Below are 18,370 nucleotides of genomic sequence, written 5' to 3' on the forward strand. Positions count from 1 at the left end.
ATTTTTCCGTTTTCTCCCGGTGGCCAACGAAATGGCAGCCGAGCTTCTTACCCATCCGGCACCCCTCCGTTCCCGCTTTCCACGCACAAGGAGCCGCGACATGGAAAAGACCGAAACACGCAAACTTGCGGAAGAATATTTGCGTCTCGGCGGCACGCGTCAGGTGATGATCGACGACAACAAGACCTTCGTGCGCCAATGGCAGCACGAACCGGCGGAAGCCGAACGGTTCTGGCAAACGCATATCGAAAATCTCGACGCGGAGCGGCTCAAGGACGTGGAATTTTTCCTGCCCTCCATCAATTCCGACAAGGAAGACTGAACCCGAAAGGAGACACACATGACTGCTATCAACGCTACAAAAATCCTCATTCTCGCAACGGACGGCTATGAGCGTTCCGAATTGCGCGTGCCCTATGACCAGCTGAAGGCCAAAGGTGCAGACGTGCAGGTCGCCTCCATCAAGGAGGGGGAGATCAAGAGCTGGGACAAGAAAGACTGGGGTGACAGCATCGCCGTCGATCTATCCGCCAAGGCCGTAAAAACCGAAGATTTTGACGCGCTGGTTCTACCCGGCGGCCAGATCAATCCGGACGTTCTGCGCCATGACGAGGATGCGATGCGGGTGGTGCGTGATTTCATCAAATCCGGCAAGGTGGTGGCCGCCATCTGCCACGCACCCTGGCTGCTTGTAGAAGCCGACGCCCTGCGTGGCCGCGACGCCACCTCCTATTGGTCGATCAAGACCGACCTCAAGAACGCCGGCGCAAACTGGAAGGATGAAAAGGTGGTGACCGACAAGGGGATCATTACCTCCCGCAGCCCTGACGATCTCGACGCCTTCGTCGCCAAGATCGTCGAAGAGGTCGAGGAAGGCCGCCACGAACGCCGCGCCGCTTAAGACACACCCTATTCCCGTGCCGCCGGTTTCCCGGCGGCACTTCTATTTGGGAGGAAGACATGAAAAGCAGATTGCTGGCAAGCGGCGCGGAGCGCACCTTCATCCTCGTCATCGATCCCGAGGAAGAAGCCTTCGAGGCCATCAGGCGCTTTGCCAAGGCCGAGAATATCAAGGCCGCCTCGGTGAGCGCGATCGGCGCCTTCGCGACGGCAACACTCGCCTTTTTCGATCTTTCGACGCAGGACTATAAGGAAATACCGGTCACCGACCAGAGCGAGGTTCTGAGCCTGCTCGGCGACATCACCCTTGACGAGAACGACACGCCCAATCCGCACCTGCATGTGGTTCTGGGGTTTGCCGATGGCTCCACGAAGGGCGGCCATTTTCTGAAGGGCATGGTGCGGCCGACGCTGGAAGTCGTCATCCGCGAAACACCTGCGGAATTGCGGCGCAGCTATCGCCCGGAATTCGGCATCGCTCTCATCGATCCCGCGAAATAAACCAACGGAACCGGAAAAACGCCATTGCGTTATCGCTGTGGACAGGGGGCGGCATGGTGACGGCGATCAATCGAAGAGATGCGGATGATGACGAGGTCGGGCAATTTCTGATCGGCCTCGCGCGCGGCACGGCAGGTGCATTGCTGTTTGCCCTGCCCATGCTGATGACCATGGAAATGTGGTTTCTCGGCCTTTACGCCAATCCCTGGCGGCTTCTGCTGCTCTGCATCCTCAACCTGCCGCTGCTGCTGCTTCTCGCCCGCCGCATCGGTTTCGAGAATATTCACTCCTGGAACCAGGCGCTGCGCGATGCGATAACGGCCTATGGGCTGGGCATTGCCGTCAGTGCCGCCGTGCTGCTGCTGTTCGGCATTCTAAACGACCAGATTACCGCCTCCAATATCGTCGCCAAGATTGCGCTGCAATCCGTTCCAGCCAGCATCGGCGCGCTGCTCGGACGCAGCCAGCTCGGTCAGCATTCCGACGCGGAGGATGAAGAGGAGGGCGAATATTCGGGCGAGACGGGTTATCTGCACGAACTGTTCATGATGGTGGTCGGCGCGCTTTTCCTCAGCCTCAATGTTGCGCCGACGGAAGAAATGATCCTGATCGCCTATAAGGTGACGCCCTATCACATTCTGGCGCTTTGCCTGCTGTCGGTCGCCATCATGCATGGCTTTGTCTACGCGCTTCACTTCAAGGGTTCGCACCAGCTTCACGAAGGGCAGAAGTGGTGGCAATCCTTCATCCGCTTCACCCTGCCCGGATATGTCATCGCCATCGCCATCAGCATCTATACGCTCTGGACCTTCGAGCGCCTCGACCACACCTCGCTGTCGCAGATCATGAATGCCGCCGTCATTCTTGGCGTCCCCGCCTCGATCGGCGCGGCCTCCGCCCGGTTGATCCTGTGAGGACAAGATGACGATATCCAAGGGCCGCAAACATACGGAAAGCCCCGAGCCTCACTGGGTGGAATGGCTGACGGGCGCCATCTGCGCACTTCTTGTCGCCGCCATGCTCGGCTGGATCGGTTATGACATCTATCGCTACAGGCCGGAGGATGCCCGCTTCGAAATCGCCGTTACCGGTGTGGAGGCGCAGGCCGGGCAATACCGGGTGCGGTTCGATATCCGCAATCTGTCCATGACGACGGCGGCGCAGGTGCAGGTGCGCGGCGACCTGCAGCAAAACGGCGCGACTCTGGAGAGCGCCGATGTGACGTTCGATTACGTCGCCTCGGAGTCTCGCGATACCGGCACGCTTTTCTTCCGCAACGATCCCCGCAGCGCAACGCTCACCATCAATGTCGCCGGCTATACCGAGCCGTGACACCTTTCAGGATGATTTCATGCCGACATCGGAACTGACGAAAGAACGCGACCTCAGGGATTCAAAGCCCGTGTGGGCGGATACGCCCCGCATTGGCGTCCGCAGCAGGCACACGCCGGAGGCCGACCATTACGACACGATCGTCGTCGGCGCCGGTATCAGCGGCGCGCTGGTGTCCCACGCCCTGCAACGACCGGGTCAATCCATGCTGATTGTCGACCGGCGCGAACCGGTCATGGGCAGCAGCGTCGCCAGCACCGCGATGATCCAGCACGAAATCGACACGCCGCTGACACAGCTTCGAAAGATGATCGGCAGGCACGCGGCCGACAGGGCATGGCAGCGTTCCGCCCACGCCGTCCTGCGGCTGGAGGAAATCGTTTCTTCGCTCGGCATCTCCTGCAGCATGAGGCGCAAACAGGCCCTTTATCTGGCTGGAGACGAAATGGGATCGCGCGCATTGAAGGCCGAAGCAGAAGCCCGCAAAGAAGCGGGCATCGAGGCCCGCCTCCTCACCGCCGCGGAACTGAGAGAGCAATACGGCTTGCACCGGACCGGGGCCATCCTCAGCGATATTTCGGCCTCCGCCAATCCCGCGCAGCTGACGGCCGGCCTTCTGCGCCACACGGCGGGCGCCGGCGCCGAAATCGTCTCCCAGCTTGAGATCACCGATCTCAGGTACCTCGGCGACGAGGTTGTCCTTGCCACCGCCGGCGGCAAAATCCTTTCAGCGCGCAATGTCGTTTTCTGCACCGGCTATGAATTCCTGAAAATGCTGGAGAGCCCGAAACACCAGATCATTTCCACCTGGGCGCTGGCGAGCAGAAAGGGGCTCGACCTACCCGACTGGCTGGAGAACCATATCGTCTGGGAGGCCTCCGATCCCTATCTCTACCTGCGCACCGACCGCGAGGGGCGGATGATCGCCGGAGGCGAGGACGAGGAAAACCCCACCGCCTACCAGTCGGAGCGCAAGCTCGCCACCAAGGCGGAGACAATCCGCCGCAAGATCGAAAAGCTTCTTGGCATCGATATGGGAAAGCCGGAATATCGCTGGGCGGCCGCCTTCGGCACGACCACCACCGGCCTGCCGCTGATTGGCGCGATGCCCGGAATGAACAACGTCTATGCCGTGATGGGTTTCGGCGGCAACGGCATCACCTTCAGCCAGATCGCCGCTGAAATCGTGGCCGCCGCCATCAATGGCGGCAAGGACCCCGACGCCGATCTTTTCCGCTTCGGCTGATCTCGTTCATTCCCCCTTGATGCCCGCCGCCACCTGTATGCGGCGCAGCATCCACAGGACGACAATGCCCATTCCCGAAGCAAGAAAAGCAAGCGGCCACATGCCAAGACCGGCCGAGAGGCCGATTGCCGCCGAAAGCCACATGCTGGCGCCCGTCGTCAGGCCTTTGACATCGCCTCTGGTATAAACGACCACACCCGCCGCGAGAAAGGCGATGCCCGCCGTCACGGCCTCCACCAGCCGGATGGGGTCGAGCCGTGCGGCCTCATGACCTTCCGCCATCGTCTCCATCATGTGAATGGTGATGACGCAGAAGGTGACGGCGGCAAGGCCGATCAGCATGTTGGTGCGCAGGCCGGCCGTGTTCTTGTGAAACTCACGTTCCAGACCGATCAGGCCGCACAGGATGACCGCGCCGAATACACGCACCAGCAGCACCTCGAAGGGGATGGAAATATTCATGGAAAATTCTTCTGCAAGGCTCTGGGGCACTGTCGCGTCTCCTCCCGAAATTTCTTCACACTAAGTTCGCAGAGGCGTGTTGGTTCCGCGCGGCAATATAAACGTTGCGCGCAACCGAGCCGGAACCATGGGCGCAGCAAAGGGTTTGTTTCCCGTGCGCATGGGCGCACGTCATGCATTTTCACACATGGGAGAAGGAACAATGGCCGAGAAGAAACTCGACGACCTGTTTTACGATACGCTGAAGGATATCTACTACGCCGAAAGGCAGATCCTGAAAGCCCTGCCGAAAATGGCGCGGGCGGCGACCGATCCGAAGCTGAAACAGGCCTTTGAAAAACACAAGGAAGAAACGCAGGGACACATCGAACGCCTGCAGGAAGTGTTCGAGATCATCGGCAGGCGGGCGCAGGGCAAGACCTGCGAAGCGATCCAGGGCATCATTGCCGAGGGTGAGGAGATCATCGACGATTTCAAGGGCACCGCGGCTCTCGATGCCGGCCTCATCTCGTCGGCGCAGGCGGTCGAGCATTACGAGATCGCCCGCTACGGCACGTTGAAAGCCTGGGCGGAAAAGCTTGGACACGGCAATGTCGTTTCTCTGCTGGACGCCACGCTGAAGGAAGAGTCCAAGACCGATGACGCGCTGACTTCGCTCGCCAAGACCTCGATCAATGCGGCAGCCCAGAAAAAGGCGGCATGACGCTGTCTGCGACACCAACAAAAAACCGGAATGGTCGCCGATTCCGGTTTTTTTGTATCTTGAAACCTGCAGAGATTACGGCAGGGTATAGGCGATCACATAGTCGCCCGGTTTGGTTCCGACGGAGCCGTGGCCACCCGCAACCATCACCACATATTGCTTGCCGTCATCCAGCGCATAGGTCATCGGCGTTGCCTGACCGCCGGCCGGCAGGCGCGCTTCCCAAAGCTGCCTGCCGGTGGTCAGATCATAGGCGCGCAGGTAGTTGTCGACGGCAGCACCGAGGAAGGCGACGCCGCCCTTGGTGATCATCGGCCCGCCAATACCCGGCACACCCACCTTGAAGGGCAGCGGCAGCGGCGTCATGTCATGGACCGTGCCGTTCTTGTGCTTGTAGGCGATATCGCCGGTGCGCAGATCAGCACCCGCGACATAACCCCATGGCGGGGCCTGGCAGGGGATCTGCAGCGGACCGAGGAACGGGCCCATGAACACGCCATAGGGTGCGCCGTCATTGCGGTTGAGGCCCTGTTCGCTACCTTTTTCGTCCTGACCCTTCGGCGGAATGTCGGCGCGCGGAACGAGCTGCGAGGTGAAGGCGAGATAGGTCGGCATGCCGAACATTACCTGACGCTCGGGATCGACCGCCACGCTGCCCCAGTTGAAGGTGCCGAAATTGCCGGGATAGATGATCGAGCCGGTCAACGAGGGCGGCGTATAGCGGCCCTTATAGTTCAGCTGATGGAAGCGGATGCGGCAGGCGAGCTGATCGAACATGGAGACGCCCCACATGTCCTTTTCCTGCAATGGCTCCGGTTTGAAGGACAGGGCCGTCGTCGGCTGCGTCGGAGAGGTGAAGTCCTCCGGTATGGCGCCGCCCGGCGCGGGCTCTTCGGTGATCGGCAGAAGCGGCTCGCCGGTGCGCCGGTCAAGAACGTAGATATCGCCCTGCTTGGTCGGGCCGACGAGAGCCGGCACGGTCTGGCCGTCCTTGGTGATGTCGAGCAGCACCGGCTGGGCCGGCACGTCCATGTCCCAGAGATCGTGATGAACCGTCTGGCGCACCCAGCGATCCTTGCCGGTGTTGATATCCAGCGCGACGATGGAGGAGGAATATTTCTCCACATTCTCGCTGCGGCCCATGCCGAGCTGATCCGGCACCTGATTGCCAAGCGGGATATAAACGAGGCCGAGGCCTTCATCATAACTGAAGACCGACCAGCTGTTGGGCGAATTGGTGGTGTAGGTTTCACCCGCCGCAATCGGTTCGGTTTTCGCCGGGTTGCCGGAATCCCAGTTCCAGACGAGCGCGCCGCTGTTCACATCGAAAGCGCGGATGACGCCGGACTGTTCCTGCGTGGAATAGTTGTCGTTCACCGCGCCGCCGATGATGATCTTGCCCGCCACGATGACGGGCGGCGAGGTTGAATAATAATAACCGGCGGGATTATATTTCATGCCCTGCTCGAGATGCAGCACACCCTGATCGGCAAAGGACGTGCAGACCTGACCGGTGGCGGCGTCGAGCGCGATCAGCCGCGCATCCGAGGTCGGCAGGTAGACGCGCTCGGCGCAGGCCGTGCCTTGAGCGGCATTCGGCTCGGCATAATAGGAAACGCCACGGCATGTCTGATGCTGGCGATCCGGATTGAGACCGACATTGGGGTCGTATTTCCATTTTTCCTTGCCGGTGGCGGCATCGATTGCGATCGCCCAATTATGCGGCGTGCAGATATAAAGCGTGTTGCCGATCTTCAGCGGCGTCACCTGATAGGTGGTTTCCCCCACATCATCGGGCAGCTTCACATCGCCCGTCTGGTAACGCCAGGCTTCCTTGAGCTGCGAGACATTGTCGACATTGACCTGGGTCAGCGGCGAATAACGCTGGCCATAGGGCGTGCGGCCATATTGATGCCAGTCACCGTCAGGCACATTGCCGCCATAGGCGGGCGTGGCCGAGGCGGTTTCCTGAGGCAGGGAACCTGCCGTATCGTGCGGATCCTGCGCCATGGAATATCCGGCCACGACGATGGAGGCGAGGACGGAAAGGGCAAGCGGCCAGGCATTCGGCCCGTAGCTAAGCCCGGTCGGGCTCGAAAAACCAAGCGGCTTTCTGACCCATGGAACCAGAAGCCAGAGGCCGATGAGAATGATGATGCCGCCGCGCGGGCCAAGCTGCCACCAGTCGAAGCCGACTTCCCAGATGGCCCAGGCGAGCGTCGCGACAATGAAGACGGCATAGACGTGAAGGGCTGCGCGATTGCGCTTGAACAGCAGAATGGCCGTCAGCAGAAAGGCCAGTCCGGAAAGCACGTAATAAAAGCTCCCGCCCAACATGACGAGCTGAGAGCCGAAACCGAACAGCGCAAGACCGATCAGCGTGAGAACAACTGCAGTGACGGTGACTGCCATGAATGAAACCCCCGATTCCTGTCACTTTGCGTGAAATGAAATCGGGCGCGATCTGGTTCCATGAAAATTATCATCGGAACGAAAAAACTTCACGCCATGGTGGTCACGGGTTTTGCGGTGCTCCGGTCGAATCCTGCGGCGCGGGATTTGTCTCTGTCGATGACGGCGGCTGGGGGCGGCCATTCGCCGGATTGTTGTCGAAGCTTCCGGATCCGGACGGCTGCTGCGGCACGGGCGCAGTCTCGGTCTGCGGGTTCTGCGGCAGGTTTTCGTCGGGTTCGAAAACCGAATATTCGACAACGGCCCAAACCACCAATGCGAGAAGCACGCTGACGATCAGAATGACAAGGACGGGACGTCCGCGCGATCCCTGCCGCGCACGCGTTGCCGTTTCGCTTTTCGGAGTATCCCGACTGTCGAGATAGCTGGCATTTTCTCTGGCCATGTCTTTCACTCCCTGTAACCCTGTTGATCTAATCCTTGGGGTAAGGGTTTTGTTCCAGATCGCCGGAGAACGACGTTAACCGCACTCGGCCGGCCAACGCGCCCTGTCACAGTCTTCCGCATCCAGCGCGCTGAAGCTTTGCCCAAGGCCGAGCCAGGAAACCGGCAGGCGTGCTTCGCCGTCATCCGTTTCCGATGGATCGTCTGAGGAACTGTCAAAATTCGCCGACGGCGGGGGCGATGGCGGCCTGTGAAATGTGGCGCCGGAAAAAGAGAGGTGTTGTTTTACCGCACGGCGCCATTGGCGACACAGGTCCAGAAAAGCGAGGATTCTCAACATCATGATTGTCAGGCAATATATTGATAAAAATAACCTGCCCTGTTTGGCACGTCTGAAAGACATGCGCATCCCCATCGCGCCGCAACCGCAGCGAATGGTCGGATTGTGCCAACAAACCGTCATAAAGTGTCAGAAGGGCACCCCTAAAAGCGTGGTCAGCGGCCGAGTTGCACGATCCAGCGGGTCCATTCCGCGCTATCCGGCTTCACAATATCCGACGTGAGGTCGCGGTTTTCCGAAGCGAAATGCCGCATCTGGCGCGGCGAAAGACCGAAGGTCTTCTTGAAGACGCGGCTGAAATTTTCCGGATTGGTGAAACCATAGGACGCCGCCACCTCGGCAATCGTCATATGCGCCGATTGCGGTGCCCGCAGAAAATCCATCGCGCGTTCAAGGCGCCGATGGGTGAGGCAGGCCGAAAACCCGCCCAGCGGCTCAAACAGCCGGTAGACGGTGCGTCGCGACACGCCAAATTCGCCCATCACCTTTTCCACTGACAGGGCCGAATCGAGCAGGTGATTGTCGATGTAGCGCCGGATGGATGCCCTGAGCGCCCGCTGCACGCCCTGCGCATTTTCGTGCCCGACATGATTGTTGATGGCGGCCGCAGCAAGCTCCAGAAGCGGCGAGACCGTCGCTGCGCCCTCACTGGCGTTCATTACGTCGAAATGGCGATAGATGCTCGTCATCGTTTCACGCAGCAGCGATACCAGCGGCAAACCGGCCGGCAGAACACGTTCATGATGATTGCCGGAACCGACAAGCCTGCCCTCCAGCAGCCGGCGCGGCACGACGAGGCTGAGATGGTCATGGTCGGTCGTGGCGGTGGCAAGCGGCTGCGCCATATCGATGAGATAGAGGTCGCCGGGGCCTGCTGTCTCGCCCGATCCGCGCCGCGACATGCTCTTCCCGTTGGCGTAGAATTGCAGGAGAAAACCGTCCATGCCGTCGCGGGCAAGCTTGTGGCGCGAACGGTCGAAATCCTGCGCCGAGGACTGGGTACGGCCGAGCGCGACATTGCCGATGAAAGCCGCATCGACGCTGGCGAAGAAACCGTCATCCTGCGGGCGACGTAGGCGGGCATCGAACAGCACGTTGATCGAATCCCGCCAAAGCCCCATGGCGTCGCGTTTCGGCACCTGGCGCGTATCGAAGCGGGAGCGCGCCAGCGGCGCTTCAAAAGACCCTGTGTTCATCATGATGCTTTTCCGTGAACACGGCGCTGAACCCGCCGTCCACGAAAACTATACAGGATTGAAACCACTCAACAATGCCGGAAGCCAATGAGACGGTTCGCTTAAAGCGCGTGCGCGAAAATTATTTCGCGGTCCAGCCGCCATCGATGGAAATGGTGGTGCCGGTGATGGAGCGCGCCATATCGCCGGAGAGATAAAGCGCCATTTCCGCCACTTCTTCCGGTTGCACAAACCGCCTGGTCGGCTGGGGCGCAAGCATCACCTTCTTCACCACCTCCTCCTCGCTCATGCCATGTACGCGCGCCTGATCGGCGACCTGGGCGGCGACAAGCGGTGTCCAGACATAGCCGGGGCAGATGGCGTTGCAGGTGATGCCGAGTTCGGCCACTTCCAGCGCCACGCTTTTCGTCAGGCCCACCACCGCATGTTTGGTCGCCACATAAGGCCCCTTGAAGGGCGAGGCGCGCAGGCCGTGCGCGGAAGCGATGTTGACGATGCGGCCCCAGCCCCTTTCCTTCATGCCCGGCAAGGCCGCATGGATGGTGTGAAACGCGCTGTCGAGCGAGATGGCGACGATGCGGGAGAAATCGGCGAAATCGAACTCATCGATCGGCGCAACCTTCTGAATGCCGGCATTGTTGACGAGGACGTCGATATGACCGAATTCGGCGATGACGGTTTCCGGCAGATGCGCGCTCTCGTCATAATGGGCGAGATTGGCTGAAAAATAGACCGGCCGGTGCCGCGCCACTTTCGCAACCGCTTCAAGGGCCTGTGCGCCCTCCTCCGCTTTCTCCACGCCGTGGACGGCAACCAGATACCCCGCCTCGGCGAAACGCTTGGCGATGGCGAGCCCGATGCCGCTGGTGGAACCCGTGACGAGCACGGTTTTCGGTTGATCCTCCATCGGCCTAGTCCTTCAGCTCCGGCAGGTTGCGGAAAAGTTCGAGCGCTTCGGGATTGGCGAGCGCATCGGCATTCTTCACCGGCCGACCATGAATGGTGTCGCGCACCGCGATTTCGGAAATCTTGCCGGAGCGCGTGCGGGGAATGGCGCTGACGGCAATGATCCTTGCCGGCACATGCCGCGGCGTCGCACCCGAACGGATGCGGCTGCGGATGATCTTTTCCAGCTCTTCCGTCAGGGCTGCACCGCCCTTCATGCGCAGGAAGAGGATGACCCGCTGGTCGCCGTCTATATCCTGCCCCACGGCAATCGCCTCCTCGACTTCGGGCACGGTTTCCACCTGCCGGTAGATTTCCGCAGTCCCGATGCGAACCCCGCCGGGATTGAGCGTCGTATCCGAGCGTCCATGGATGACATAGCCGCCGGAGGGGCGCATTTCGGCGAAATCGCCATGCGCCCAGATGCCCGGAAACCGGTCGAAATAGGCGGCCTGATAGCGCGAACCGTCCTCATCGCCCCAGAACTTCACCGGCATGGACAGATGCGCATTGCGGCAGACGAGTTCGCCGGCAACACCGCGAACGGAACGGCCCTCATCGTCCAGCGTGTCGATATCCATGCCGAGCATCGCACCCTGCAATTCGCCGCGATGCACCGGCTGCAAGGGATTACCGCCAAGGAAACAGGCGCAGATATCCGTGCCGCCGGAAATGGAGGCGAGGTGCACGTCGGCCTTCCAGTCGCGATAGATATAATCGAAGGATTGCGGGATGAGCGGCGAGCCGGTGGAAAGAATTGTCCTCAGCGACGAAAGATCGTGGCTTTCGCGCGGCTTCAGCCCGGCCTTCAGGCAGGCATCGATAAACTTCGCCGACGTGCCGAAAGTGGCGATCCGTTCGGCGTCGATGAGGTCGATCAGCCGCGCAGGGTTGGGATAACCGGGATTGCCGTCATAGGTGACGAGCGTAGCGCCAAGCGCCAGACCGGAGACCTGCCAGTTCCACATCATCCAGCCGCAGGTGGTGAAATAGAAAAAGCGCTCCCCTTCCTGAACATCGCATTGCAGCTTCAGCTCCTTCATGTGCTGAAGAAGCAAACCGCCGCCGGAATGGGTGATGCATTTCGGTTTGCCGGTGGTGCCCGAGGAATAAAGGATCGCCAGCGGCGCCTTGACGGGCAGACGGTTGAAGGCAATCTCGCCCGCCGCATAAGGCGCGACGAAATCCTTAAGCGTCACGCAGCCGAGATCGGCAAGGCTTGCGGGCACGGCATCGCCGATCAGCACGATCCTTTCAGGAGTTGCACTTTCCGCCACCGCCCGAATGGTCGGGCCGACATCGATGCGTTTGCCGGCATAACCATATTCCGGCACCGCGATGAGGATTTTCGGGCCGATCTGCGACAGGCGGTCGGAGGCTCCCGCCGGGCCGAAATCCGGCGAGCAGGACGACCAGATCGCCCCGATGGCGCTGACAGCCAGATAGCTGACAATCGCCTCGATATCATGGGTGACGATAGCGCCGACGCGGTCGCCTTCGCTCACACCTGCATGGGTAAGCGCCTGCACCATGCGGGACACTTCGTCGTAAAGCTCTCTGCGGCTAATTTCACGCCGTGTGCCATCGTCGCGATGGGCGATGATGGCCAGCCGCGTGTCGGCATCGCGAAGCAGGTTCTCGGCATAATTAAGCCTCGCGCCTGGATAGAACTCCGCCTCCCGGATCGTCGCGCCCGGTTTGAACGCCGCGTCGCCGCGCGTGCCGATAATGCCGAGTTCGTCCCACAGCGCATCGTAAAATTCATCCGGCGCGTCGATGGACCAGCGCAGCAGGCCGGCATAATCACCGGCGACCTGCCCGTGCAGCTTTGCCGTTTTCGTCGCGAAGGCGAAAAGCGCCGAGCGTTCCAGCCTCTTCTCCGGCGGCACCCATAAGATGTCGGATGGCGCGTCCGTCATGCTTCGCTCCCGCGCAGCATTTCGACGATGGCGGAAAAATCGCGCCCGCCGCTCCCCTCGTCGACGAAGTTCTCATAAAGCGCCGCCGCAGCCGCACCGAGCGGGGTGGAAGCCCCGGCTCCATTCGCGGCCTCCTGCGAAAGCTTCAGATCCTTCAGCATCAAGGCCGCCGCAAATCCGGGCTGGTAATCCTTGTTGGCGGGCGATGTCGGCACCGGTCCCGGCACCGGGCAATAGGTGGTGAGCGACCAGCATTGCCCGGAAGAGGTGGAGGCGACATCGAACAGCGCCTGATGCGAAAGCCCGAGTTTTTCGCCCAGCACGAAGGCTTCGGAAACCGCGATCATGGAAATGCCGAGGATCATGTTGTTGCAGATTTTGGCTGCCTGGCCGTTACCGCCATTGCCGCAATGCACGATCTTCTTGCCCATCGCCTCCAGCACCGGCTTTGCCGCAGAGAAAGCCTCCGCTTCGCCGCCGCACATGAAGGTCAGGGTGCCCGCCGCAGCCCCGCCCGTCCCGCCGGAAACGGGCGCATCGACCGAGTGGCAACCGGCGGAAGCGGCCAGTTCGTGCGCCTTAAGGGCGCTTTCCATATCCACCGTCGAGCAATCGATGAGCAACGTTCCAGCAGGGATTTTCCGAACCAGATCGCCATAGACGGAAACCACATGTTCGCCCTTCGGCAGCATGGTGATGATCACCTCAGCCGCTTCGATAGCCTCGGCGGAATCCGCCGCTACGGGAATGCCCGCCTCTTTCGCCGCCGCGCGGCAGGCTTCGGAAAGATCGTGACCCCTGACGGCATATCCGGCCTTGACGAGATTGGCGGCCATGGGCAGGCCCATATGTCCCAGCCCGATAAAAGCGACGGTCTTCATCGGAGCGCTCCTTTCAGCGATTATCCGCAAGGATCATGTCGGCGGCCTTTTCGGCAATCATGATCGTCGGGGAATTGGTATTTCCGGATGTTATGCGCGGCATCACCGACGCGTCGGCGACGCGCAGCCCGGCGAGCCGGCGGAATTTCAGCCGCGCATCGACAACGCTTTCCATGTCCGAACCCATGCGCAGCGTGCCGACAGGGTGGAAGATGGTGGTGCCGATATCGCCCGCCGCCTTTGCGAGATCATTGTCGTTTTCGAAGGAGGGACCCGGCTTGTATTCCTGCGGCTTGAAGCGCGCGAAGGCCGGTTGGGCGACGATGCGGCGTGTCAGCCGCATGGCGTCTATGGCGACCTGGCGGTCGCCTTCGGTGGAAAGATAGTTCGGGCGGATTTCCGGCTGCATGGCGAAATCCGGTCCTTTCACATGCACTGAGCCCCGGCTTTCCGGCCGCAGATTGCAGACACTTGCGGTAATGGCCGGAAAAGTGTGAACCGGATCACCGAACTTGTCGAGCGAAACCGGCTGGACATGATATTCCAGATCGGCGGTTTCCTTCTCGGGTGAAGAACGGGTGAAGACACCGAGCTGGCTCGGCGCCATCGACATCGGCCCGGAGCGCGTCAGCGCATATTCGAGACCGATCCGCGCCTTGCCGAACAGGGTGGAGGCCCTTTCATTCAGCGTCAGGACGCCGGAGACCTTGTAGACCATGCGCAACTGCAGATGATCCTGCAGGTTTTCGCCCACACCCTGAACCTCCGCCACCGTGTCAATACCGGCCGCCTGCAGCACATCGCCACGGCCGACACCGGAAAGCTCCAGAATATGCGGCGAGCCGATGGCACCGGCGGACAGCACCGTCTCGCGCCGCGCCCGCATCTTTTTCAAGACGCCGTCATGGTGAAATTCAACGCCGGTGACACGACCTTCTTCGATGATGAGACGCTTGACATGGGCCTTGGTCAGAACCGTCAGGTTCTTGCGACCAAGCGCCGGCTTCAGAAAGGCTTTCGCCGTATTCCAGCGCCAGCCGGCACGCTGGTTGACGTCGAAATAACCGGCGCCTTCATTGTCGCCCCGGTTGAAATCATCGGTCGCGGGAATGCCCGCCTCGCCCGCCGCCTTCTGGAAGGCGTCCAGCACATCCCAGCGCACGCGGGCCTTTTCCACGCGCCATTCGCCGCCGGCGGAATGCATCTCGTTCTTGCCGCGATAAAAGTCTTCCGACTTCAGGAAATAGGGCAGGATATCGTTCCACCCCCAGCCCTCGCAGCCAAGCTGCCGCCACATATCGTAATCGCGCGCCTGGCCGCGCATATAGATCATGCCGTTGATGGAGGAGCAGCCGCCAAGCACCTTGCCGCGCGGATAGATCAGCGAGCGGCCGTTCAGCCCCGGCTCTTCCGCCGTCTTGAAACACCAGTCGGTGCGCGGATTGTTGATGCAATAGAGATAACCGACCGGAATATGGATCCAGTGGTAATTATCGTTGCCCCCCGCTTCCAGCAGCAGCACACGGTTGTTCGGATCTTTCGAAAGGCGGTTGGCGAGAACGCATCCGGCACTCCCCGCTCCGATGACGATATAGTCATATTCGCCCATGCTCTTCTCCATACGCCACCCTTGCCGCGCCGTCCCGGACGCGGAGGAGGCCTTGTCTGTGTTTTCAAAAATGTCTAGCTGCGGTGCTGAAAGCCGAGTTTTCTCCCGAGCCGCGACGCGTAAAATTCACCGATCAGACCGCGCCGGAACACCAGAACGCAGGCCATGAAAACGAGGCCGGTAATGATGGTGACCGGGAAATCCGATGTCGCGAGATAATTCTGTAGCGTGACAACGAGACCCGCACCGAAGATCGGACCAATCATTGTGCCGATGCCACCGAGCAGCGTCATCAGGATCACTTCGCCCGACATCTGCCAGGTGACGTCGGTGAGCGTCGCGAACTGGAAGACCAGCGCTTTGAGACCGCCCGCAAGACCGGCCAGCGTCGCCGACATCACGAAAGCACCGAGCTTGTAACGCTGCACGCTGTAGCCCAGCGAAATGGCGCGCTGCTCGTTTTCGCGGATCGATTTCAGGATCATGCCGAAGGGTGAGTTGACGAAACGCCAGATAACCAGAAGCGCGAGCACAAAGGCGGCCAGCACCGTGTAATAGATGTTGAGCGGCGCATTGAGATCGAGAAGGCCAAAGAGATGGCCGCGCGGCACGCCCTGCAAGCCATCCTCACCATGGGTGAAGGGCGCCTGAAGGCAGAAGAAATAAAACATCTGCGACAGCGCCAGCGTGATCATGGCGAAATAGATGCCCTGGCGGCGGATGGCGAAGAAGCCGATGACGAGGCCGAGCAGCGCCGCACCCGCCATGCCGATGACAAGGCCGATCTCGGGCGTCACGCCCCATTCCTTCACCGAATAGGCGGTGAAATAGGCTGCACCGCCGAAAAACGCCGCATGTCCGAAGGACAGAAGGCCCGTGTACCCAATCAGCAGATTGAAGGCGCAGGCAAACAGCGCGAAGCACAGCAGCTTCATCAGAAAGATCGGATAAACGAACATCGGCGCGGCGATGAGGACGGCAAGCCCTGCAAGAATAAGCACGGTCTTGATGGTGCCGGCAGTCGTCGAAACCTCCGTCTGCGGCATTGCTCCGGCAGTGGGGCTATGGGTGGCTTTGGACATATCAGGCGTCCTTTCCGAAAAGTCCGGCGGGGCGGATGAGCAGCACAAAGGCCATGATGACGAAGATGACGATGTTGGAGGCTTCCGGGTAGAACACCTTGGTCAAGCCTTCGGCGACGCCCAGCATATAACCGGTGACGATGGCGCCCATGATCGACCCCATGCCGCCGACCACGACCACCGCAAAGACGACGATGATGAGGTTCGTGCCCATCAGCGGCGAGACCTGATAGATCGGCGCGGCGAGAACTCCGGTGAAACCGGCAAGGCCGGCGCCCAGCGCGTAGGTCAGCGTCAGGAGAACGGGCACATTGATGCCGAAAGCCTGCACCAGCGTCGGGTTTTCCGTCGCAGCGCGCAGATAGGAGCCAAGCCGCGTCTTTTCGATCAGCGCCCAGGTGGCGATGCAGACGATGAGCGAAATGGCGACGACGAAAGCGCGGTAATTCGGCAGGAACATGAAGCCGAGATTGGTGCCGCCGGCAAGCTCGCGCGGCACAGAATAGGGTTGGCCCGCCGCGCCATAAAGCCAGCGGAACGTGCCTTCCACCACCAGCGCCAGGCCGAAGGTGAACAGCAGCCCGTAAAGCGGATCGAGATCGTAAAGCCGCGACAGCAGGAAGCGTTCGACGATCGCGCCGAAAAGCGCCACGACGAAAGGTGTGACGATGAGCGCCACCCAGAAATTGATGCCGAAATACTGAAGGCCGAGGAAGGCGACGAAAGCACCGAGCATATATTGCGCGCCATGGGCAAAATTGATGACGCGCAGCAGGCCGAAAATGACGGCAAGGCCAAGCGACAGCAGCGCATAAAACGACCCGTTGATGAGGCCCACCAGCAATTGCCCGAGCAGTGCCTGAATTGGAACGCCGAAGATCATCGTCATCGTTAAACCCCCAGCACCTTGTTGAGCTCGCCCATGCGGCCGGAAAGCTCGCTGACCGGAAAATTGCTGACCATCTGGCCGTGATCCATCAGGTAGAAACGGTCGGCGATACGGCTGGCAAAACGGAAATTCTGTTCGACCAGAACAATGGTCATGCCGCGGCTCTTCAGCTTTTGCAGCACCTCGCCGATGCGCTGAACGATGACCGGGGCAAGTCCCTCGGTCGGTTCGTCAAGCAGCAGCACCTTCACCCCGGTGCGCAGGATGCGCGCCATGGCCAGCATCTGCTGCTCGCCGCCGGAAAGCTTGGTGCCGGGGCTGGTGCGGCGTTCGTAGAGATTGGGAAACAGCTCGTATATCTCATCGAGCGTCATGCCGCCGGATGCGACGACGGGCGGCAGCTTCAGGTTCTCCTCGACGCTCAGCGTCGCGAAGATGCCGCGCTCCTCCGGCACGAAACCGAGGCCGTATTTCGCCGTGCGATGCAGCGGCACCGGCATCAGATCCTTGCCACCCAGCTTGATGACGCCCTTGCGGTTGCGGATGATGCCCATGATGGTGCGCAGCGTCGTGGTCTTGCCCACACCGTTGCGGCCGAGAATGGTGATGGTTTCGCCCTCGCCGACGGTGAGATCGACACCGTGCAGGGCCTGGCTTTCGCCATACCAGGATTTCAGGTTGGAGACTTCGAGCATTGCCGCCATATCAAGCCTCCTCCGTGCCCATATAGGCCGTGCGCACACGCGGATCGGCGGCAACGGCGGCATAGTCGCCCTCCGCCAGAATTTCACCGCGTTGCAAGACCGTGACGTGGTGGCAGATATCGGCCACGACTTTCAGATTATGTTCGACCATCAGCACCGCGCGGGTTTTGGCTACCTCGCGGATGAGTTCGGCCACATGGGAGACATCCTCACCGCCCATGCCGGCCATCGGTTCATCGAGCAGCAGAACCTTCGGATCGAGCGCCAGCGTGGTGGCGATTTCGAGGACCCGCTTGCGGCCGTAAGAAAGATCGGCCGCAAGCGCATGTTTTTCCCGTGTCAGGCCGACCATGGCGATCAGCTCCTCGGCGCGGGCGTTCAGCCTGTCGAGCGAGGAGAGCGGCAGCCAGAACTGCGTTGCAAGGCTGTTCGGCCGCTGCAACGCCACCCGCACATTTTCCAGAACCGTCAGATGCGGAAACACCGCCGATATCTGGAAAGACCTGACGAGGCCGAGACGCGCCACCTTGTCCGGTGGCGTCCTTGTTATATCCGTTCCCATGAAGGTGATCGCCCCGCCTGTCGGCTGGAGAAACTTGGTCAACAGGTTGAAGACCGTGGTTTTGCCGGCGCCGTTCGGACCGATAAGCGCATGCACGCGGGCATGGTGGACGTCGAGATCGACGTTTTTCACGGCCGCGAATGCGCCGAAGGTCTTGGAGAGACCGCGCGCCGAAAGAACGACGCGAGGTTCGGCCTGCCCGGCAAGGGCGGGAGCGATCGTCATCAAGCTTTCCCCTTTTTA

Annotated in this window: 19 protein-coding genes; 7 read left to right on the top strand and 12 right to left on the bottom strand. The window is 60.8% G+C overall.

Annotated features, from left to right (window positions below):
* Nucleotides 1–100 precede the first annotated feature (100 nt).
* The 6 genes from ACQZ5G_RS16315 to ACQZ5G_RS16340 are packed head-to-tail and all read left to right on the top strand — an operon-like array spanning nucleotide 101 to nucleotide 3,979.
* Nucleotides 101–322 carry a hypothetical protein gene (locus tag ACQZ5G_RS16315; protein WP_078052649.1) on the top strand — a complete coding sequence of 74 codons (222 nt, stop codon included), beginning with the start codon at nucleotides 101–103 and terminating at the stop codon, nucleotides 320–322.
* A gap of 18 nt (nucleotides 323–340) precedes the next feature.
* The gene (locus tag ACQZ5G_RS16320) at nucleotides 341–901 is read left to right on the top strand and encodes a type 1 glutamine amidotransferase domain-containing protein (RefSeq protein ID WP_448738286.1); all 561 of its coding nucleotides are present in this window, start codon (nucleotides 341–343) and stop codon (nucleotides 899–901) included.
* A 59-nt stretch (nucleotides 902–960) separates the two neighbouring features.
* Nucleotides 961–1,401 (top strand): PPC domain-containing DNA-binding protein, encoded by a 441-nt coding sequence (locus ACQZ5G_RS16325; RefSeq protein WP_448738287.1) that lies wholly within the window; start codon nucleotides 961–963, stop codon nucleotides 1,399–1,401.
* 53 nt (nucleotides 1,402–1,454) lie between these two features.
* Entirely contained in the window at nucleotides 1,455–2,315 is an 861-nt protein-coding gene (locus ACQZ5G_RS16330) for a TIGR02587 family membrane protein (protein WP_448738288.1), read from the top strand.
* A 7-nt stretch (nucleotides 2,316–2,322) separates the two neighbouring features.
* The gene (locus tag ACQZ5G_RS16335) at nucleotides 2,323–2,733 is read left to right on the top strand and encodes a TIGR02588 family protein (protein ID WP_448738289.1); all 411 of its coding nucleotides are present in this window, start codon (nucleotides 2,323–2,325) and stop codon (nucleotides 2,731–2,733) included.
* A 19-nt stretch (nucleotides 2,734–2,752) separates the two neighbouring features.
* Nucleotides 2,753–3,979, top strand: a complete 1,227-nt coding sequence (locus ACQZ5G_RS16340; protein WP_448738290.1) for an NAD(P)/FAD-dependent oxidoreductase — start codon at nucleotides 2,753–2,755, stop codon at nucleotides 3,977–3,979.
* Between the two features lie 6 nt (nucleotides 3,980–3,985).
* On the opposite strand, the gene ACQZ5G_RS16345 is transcribed toward ACQZ5G_RS16340, so the two are convergent.
* Nucleotides 3,986–4,471, bottom strand: a complete 486-nt coding sequence (locus ACQZ5G_RS16345; protein WP_448738291.1) for an MgtC/SapB family protein — start codon at nucleotides 4,469–4,471, stop codon at nucleotides 3,986–3,988.
* A 172-nt stretch (nucleotides 4,472–4,643) separates the two neighbouring features.
* On the opposite strand from ACQZ5G_RS16345, the gene ACQZ5G_RS16350 reads away from it, so the two are divergent.
* Nucleotides 4,644–5,144: a YciE/YciF ferroxidase family protein gene (locus ACQZ5G_RS16350; RefSeq protein WP_020811535.1), complete on the top strand. Its 501-nt coding sequence runs from the start codon at nucleotides 4,644–4,646 to the stop codon at nucleotides 5,142–5,144.
* Between the two features lie 75 nt (nucleotides 5,145–5,219).
* Here the strand turns inward: ACQZ5G_RS16350 and ACQZ5G_RS16355 are convergent, their stop codons facing one another.
* From ACQZ5G_RS16355 to ACQZ5G_RS16405, 11 genes are all read right to left on the bottom strand, one after another.
* On the bottom strand, nucleotides 5,220–7,556 hold the full coding sequence (locus tag ACQZ5G_RS16355; protein WP_448738292.1) for a glucose/quinate/shikimate family membrane-bound PQQ-dependent dehydrogenase: 2,337 nt from the start codon (nucleotides 7,554–7,556) through the stop codon (nucleotides 5,220–5,222).
* A gap of 103 nt (nucleotides 7,557–7,659) precedes the next feature.
* Nucleotides 7,660–8,001 (bottom strand): hypothetical protein, encoded by a 342-nt coding sequence (locus ACQZ5G_RS16360; RefSeq protein WP_448738293.1) that lies wholly within the window; start codon nucleotides 7,999–8,001, stop codon nucleotides 7,660–7,662.
* A 494-nt stretch (nucleotides 8,002–8,495) separates the two neighbouring features.
* Complete coding sequence (locus ACQZ5G_RS16365; RefSeq protein WP_448738294.1) at nucleotides 8,496–9,539, bottom strand: helix-turn-helix domain-containing protein; 1,044 nt, start codon at nucleotides 9,537–9,539, stop codon at nucleotides 8,496–8,498.
* Between the two features lie 118 nt (nucleotides 9,540–9,657).
* Nucleotides 9,658–10,443: a 3-hydroxybutyrate dehydrogenase gene (locus ACQZ5G_RS16370; RefSeq protein WP_448738295.1), complete on the bottom strand. Its 786-nt coding sequence runs from the start codon at nucleotides 10,441–10,443 to the stop codon at nucleotides 9,658–9,660.
* A gap of 4 nt (nucleotides 10,444–10,447) precedes the next feature.
* Nucleotides 10,448–12,400, bottom strand: a complete 1,953-nt coding sequence (locus tag ACQZ5G_RS16375) for an acetoacetate--CoA ligase (RefSeq protein ID WP_448738296.1) — start codon at nucleotides 12,398–12,400, stop codon at nucleotides 10,448–10,450.
* Nucleotides 12,397–13,281 (bottom strand): 3-hydroxyisobutyrate dehydrogenase, encoded by an 885-nt coding sequence (gene mmsB, locus ACQZ5G_RS16380; protein ID WP_448738297.1) that lies wholly within the window; start codon nucleotides 13,279–13,281, stop codon nucleotides 12,397–12,399. The genes ACQZ5G_RS16375 and mmsB overlap by 4 nt, the downstream gene beginning before the upstream one ends.
* Before the next feature lie 13 nt (nucleotides 13,282–13,294).
* Nucleotides 13,295–14,890, bottom strand: coding sequence for a GMC family oxidoreductase (locus ACQZ5G_RS16385; protein ID WP_003522498.1), 1,596 nt, complete (start codon nucleotides 14,888–14,890; stop codon nucleotides 13,295–13,297).
* A gap of 74 nt (nucleotides 14,891–14,964) precedes the next feature.
* Complete coding sequence (locus ACQZ5G_RS16390) at nucleotides 14,965–15,972, bottom strand: branched-chain amino acid ABC transporter permease (RefSeq protein WP_003522497.1); 1,008 nt, start codon at nucleotides 15,970–15,972, stop codon at nucleotides 14,965–14,967.
* 1 nt (nucleotide 15,973) lies between these two features.
* Nucleotides 15,974–16,861 carry a branched-chain amino acid ABC transporter permease gene (locus tag ACQZ5G_RS16395; RefSeq protein WP_448738299.1) on the bottom strand — a complete coding sequence of 296 codons (888 nt, stop codon included), beginning with the start codon at nucleotides 16,859–16,861 and terminating at the stop codon, nucleotides 15,974–15,976.
* Nucleotides 16,862–16,863: 2 nt separating this feature from the next.
* A complete protein-coding gene (locus ACQZ5G_RS16400) occupies nucleotides 16,864–17,565 on the bottom strand; it encodes an ABC transporter ATP-binding protein (RefSeq protein WP_448738300.1) in 702 nt (233 codons plus the stop codon).
* A gap of 1 nt (nucleotide 17,566) precedes the next feature.
* Nucleotides 17,567–18,352: an ABC transporter ATP-binding protein gene (locus ACQZ5G_RS16405; protein ID WP_059756888.1), complete on the bottom strand. Its 786-nt coding sequence runs from the start codon at nucleotides 18,350–18,352 to the stop codon at nucleotides 17,567–17,569.
* Nucleotides 18,353–18,370: the final 18 nt, after the last annotated feature.

Source organism: Agrobacterium sp. 22-214-1 (genome assembly GCF_053522465.1).

What these genes read in the sequence shown, in the direction of transcription:
- ACQZ5G_RS16390 (WP_003522497.1), bottom strand. Translation starts at nt 15,972, where the DNA reads ATGTCCAAAGCCACCCATAGCCCCACTGCCGGAGCAATGCCGCAGACG.
- ACQZ5G_RS16325 (WP_448738287.1), top strand. Translation starts at nt 961, where the DNA reads ATGAAAAGCAGATTGCTGGCAAGCGGCGCGGAGCGCACCTTCATCCTC.
- ACQZ5G_RS16395 (WP_448738299.1), bottom strand. Translation starts at nt 16,861, where the DNA reads ATGACGATGATCTTCGGCGTTCCAATTCAGGCACTGCTCGGGCAATTG.
- ACQZ5G_RS16400 (WP_448738300.1), bottom strand. Translation starts at nt 17,565, where the DNA reads ATGGCGGCAATGCTCGAAGTCTCCAACCTGAAATCCTGGTATGGCGAA.
- ACQZ5G_RS16340 (WP_448738290.1), top strand. Translation starts at nt 2,753, where the DNA reads ATGCCGACATCGGAACTGACGAAAGAACGCGACCTCAGGGATTCAAAG.
- ACQZ5G_RS16330 (WP_448738288.1), top strand. Translation starts at nt 1,455, where the DNA reads ATGGTGACGGCGATCAATCGAAGAGATGCGGATGATGACGAGGTCGGG.
- ACQZ5G_RS16365 (WP_448738294.1), bottom strand. Translation starts at nt 9,539, where the DNA reads ATGATGAACACAGGGTCTTTTGAAGCGCCGCTGGCGCGCTCCCGCTTC.
- ACQZ5G_RS16360 (WP_448738293.1), bottom strand. Translation starts at nt 8,001, where the DNA reads ATGGCCAGAGAAAATGCCAGCTATCTCGACAGTCGGGATACTCCGAAA.
- ACQZ5G_RS16335 (WP_448738289.1), top strand. Translation starts at nt 2,323, where the DNA reads ATGACGATATCCAAGGGCCGCAAACATACGGAAAGCCCCGAGCCTCAC.
- ACQZ5G_RS16370 (WP_448738295.1), bottom strand. Translation starts at nt 10,443, where the DNA reads ATGGAGGATCAACCGAAAACCGTGCTCGTCACGGGTTCCACCAGCGGC.
- ACQZ5G_RS16320 (WP_448738286.1), top strand. Translation starts at nt 341, where the DNA reads ATGACTGCTATCAACGCTACAAAAATCCTCATTCTCGCAACGGACGGC.
- ACQZ5G_RS16350 (WP_020811535.1), top strand. Translation starts at nt 4,644, where the DNA reads ATGGCCGAGAAGAAACTCGACGACCTGTTTTACGATACGCTGAAGGAT.
- ACQZ5G_RS16405 (WP_059756888.1), bottom strand. Translation starts at nt 18,352, where the DNA reads ATGACGATCGCTCCCGCCCTTGCCGGGCAGGCCGAACCTCGCGTCGTT.
- ACQZ5G_RS16315 (WP_078052649.1), top strand. Translation starts at nt 101, where the DNA reads ATGGAAAAGACCGAAACACGCAAACTTGCGGAAGAATATTTGCGTCTC.
- mmsB (WP_448738297.1), bottom strand. Translation starts at nt 13,281, where the DNA reads ATGAAGACCGTCGCTTTTATCGGGCTGGGACATATGGGCCTGCCCATG.
- ACQZ5G_RS16355 (WP_448738292.1), bottom strand. Translation starts at nt 7,556, where the DNA reads ATGGCAGTCACCGTCACTGCAGTTGTTCTCACGCTGATCGGTCTTGCG.
- ACQZ5G_RS16385 (WP_003522498.1), bottom strand. Translation starts at nt 14,890, where the DNA reads ATGGGCGAATATGACTATATCGTCATCGGAGCGGGGAGTGCCGGATGC.
- ACQZ5G_RS16375 (WP_448738296.1), bottom strand. Translation starts at nt 12,400, where the DNA reads ATGACGGACGCGCCATCCGACATCTTATGGGTGCCGCCGGAGAAGAGG.